Below are 2,323 nucleotides of genomic sequence, written 5' to 3'. Positions count from 1 at the left end.
GCAGCAGCCGGTTGCCGTAGATCAAGGTGAAGCGGCTCATCGGCTCGCGTGCCAGCACCGTCTTCATGATCGACAAAATCGGCGTGATGCCGCTGCCGCCCGCGATGCCGACATGGTGGCGCCGTGACGCCTTATCGAGCGGCACGAAGAAGCGGCCCTGGGGTGCCATTACGTCGACCGTATCGCCCGGCAACAGGTGCGCGTTGATCCAGTTCGAGAACACGCCGCCCTTGACCTTGCGCACGGCCACGCGCAACTCTGCATCGTCGACGCCGGCACAGATCGAATAGGAGCGCCGCAGATCCTGGCCGTCGATCTGCTTGCGCAAGGTGAGGTACTGACCCTGCGTGAAGCCGAACACCTCGCGCAGCGCCTCGGGCACCTCGAAGGCGACGATCACGGCCTCTGCCGTGTCGGGCTCGACCGCACGCACACGAAGGGGATGGAAGATGACGCTCATGGGTGTCAGATCGGCTTGAAGTGCTCGAAGGGTTCGCGGCAGCTCAGGCAGCGGTACATCGCCTTGCAGGCCGTCGAGCCGAACGCGCTCAGCCGTTCGGTGCAGAGGCTGTGGCAGCGCGGGCAGGCGACGACATCCGCGCGGCGGCCGACGATGCGGATCGGCGCCGCCGCGTCTGCCGCCACGGGCCCCGGCGGCGCGATGCCGTACTCGGTGAGCTTGCGCCGCCCCTCGGTGCTGATCCAGTCGGTGGTCCAGGCCGGCGCCCGCCGCATCGTCACGCGGGCCGGCCCCAGACCCGCGGCTGCAATGGCCGCCAGCACATCGTGCTCGATCACCTCGGTGGCGGGGCAACCGGAGTAGGTCGGTGTCAGCACGATCTCGAGCGCATCACCGTGGTCGAGCACGTCACGCACGATGCCGAGGTCGCGCACCGACAGCGCAGGCACCTCGGGGTCGAGCACGCTACCGAGCACCGCCCACGCCGCTGCGAGACGGCCGCTGGCCGCCGCGGCGTCGTTCACCACACACCGCCGGGGAAGGCGCGTTGCAAGTGCTGCATCTCGGCCAGGATGAAGCCCATGTGCTCGCTGTGCAGGCCTCGCTTGCCGGTGCTGCGGAAGGCCGACTCCGGCGGCAGTGCGAGCCCCGCTTCGCCGAGGATCGCGCCCATCTCGGTCAGCCACGGCTGGTGCAGCTCCGACCAGCGCGGGCCCAGGCCGCTCAACCGTGCCGCGTCGTCGATGGCGTCGGACTCGAACATCTCCGGCACGTAGCGCCACAGCTCGCCCAGTGCCTGCTCGCAGCGGCGGCGCGATTCTCGTGTGCCGCGACCCAGCCGCACGACCCAGTCGCCGGCATGCTGCTGGTGGTAGCGCGCCTCCTTGACCGCCTTGCCGGCAATGCCGGCGAGTTCGGCGTCCGACGAATCGACCAGCCGCGCCCACAGCAGCTTCAGCCAGGTCGAGAGCATCGTGTTGCACAGCATGGTGTGCGCGAAGTCGCCGCGCGGCAGTTCGACCAAGGTAAGGTTGCGGTAATCGCGCTCGTCGCGCAGGAAGGCGAGCTGGTCTTCGTCGTGGCCCAGGCCCTCCAGCGCGGCGGCGTGCGTGAGCAGGCCACGGGCTTGCCCGAGGAAGTCGAGTGCCATGTTGGACAGCGCGATGTCTTCCTCGAGGACGGGCGCGTGGCCGCACCATTCGACCAGCCGCTGCGCGTGGATCAGGCAGGTGTCGCCCAGGCGCAGCAGGTACTGCACGGCGGGGCTGAGTCGGACTTCGATCGAGGCTTGCATGGCAGGCTCACATGTGGTCGAGGGAGCCGGGCAAGGCGTAAAAACCGGGGTGGCGGTAGACCTTGTCCTCCATCGGATCGAAGTACATGCCCTTGTCGCCCGGATCGCTCGCCACGATCTGATCGGAGCGCACCACCCAGATGCTGCTGCCCTCCTGGCGGCGCGTGTAGACGTCTCGCGCCAACTGGATCGCCAGCTTGGCGTCGGCCGCGTGGAGGCTGCCGCAATGTTTGTGGTCCAGCCCCGCCTTGCTGCGCACGAACACCTCCCACAGGGGCCACTCGTCGGGCGTCGTTTCGTTCGGTGTCGTCATGTCAGTGGCTCCAAGCGTGAGCGAACCCGGTGCCCGCCGTGCCGCGAAGTAGGACGTGTCACCCTAGGCCGCCAGTTCCGTGGTGATCGGCCGGGCCGCGAAGGCGAGTGCGGCCTCGCGGACCCAGGCGCCGTCGTCCCAGGCCTTCACGCGGGCCGCGAGGCGCTCGCGGTTGCAGGGACCGTCACCGCCGACCACACGCCAGAACTCGACCCAGTCGATGGCGCCGAAATCGCAGTGCTGGCGCTCCTCGTTC

At 68.9% G+C, this 2,323-nt stretch carries 4 protein-coding genes and 1 pseudogene; all 5 read right to left on the bottom strand.

Annotated features, from left to right (window positions below):
* On the bottom strand, window positions 1-460 hold a 460-nt coding region (locus RMO12_RS15855; RefSeq protein ID WP_309640012.1), incomplete at its 3' end, for an FAD-binding oxidoreductase.
* A 5-nt stretch (window positions 461-465) separates the two neighbouring features.
* On the bottom strand, window positions 466-987 hold the full coding sequence (gene paaD / locus RMO12_RS15850) for a 1,2-phenylacetyl-CoA epoxidase subunit PaaD (RefSeq protein ID WP_405029696.1): 522 nt from the start codon (window positions 985-987) through the stop codon (window positions 466-468).
* The gene (gene paaC, locus RMO12_RS15845) at window positions 981-1,754 is read right to left on the bottom strand and encodes a 1,2-phenylacetyl-CoA epoxidase subunit PaaC (protein ID WP_309640010.1); all 774 of its coding nucleotides are present in this window, start codon (window positions 1,752-1,754) and stop codon (window positions 981-983) included. The genes paaD and paaC overlap by 7 nt, the downstream gene beginning before the upstream one ends.
* Before the next feature lie 7 nt (window positions 1,755-1,761).
* A complete protein-coding gene (gene paaB / locus RMO12_RS15840; protein WP_309640009.1) occupies window positions 1,762-2,067 on the bottom strand; it encodes a 1,2-phenylacetyl-CoA epoxidase subunit PaaB in 306 nt (101 codons plus the stop codon).
* A gap of 63 nt (window positions 2,068-2,130) precedes the next feature.
* Window positions 2,131-2,323: pseudogene (locus RMO12_RS15835) on the bottom strand (1,2-phenylacetyl-CoA epoxidase subunit A); the annotation flags it as partial.

Source organism: Methylibium sp. (assembly GCF_031393925.1).
GTDB lineage: Bacteria > Pseudomonadota > Gammaproteobacteria > Burkholderiales > Burkholderiaceae_C > Methylibium.
Note: the sequence above shows the minus strand (reverse complement) of the source record. Positions and strands in the feature narration are given on the sequence as shown.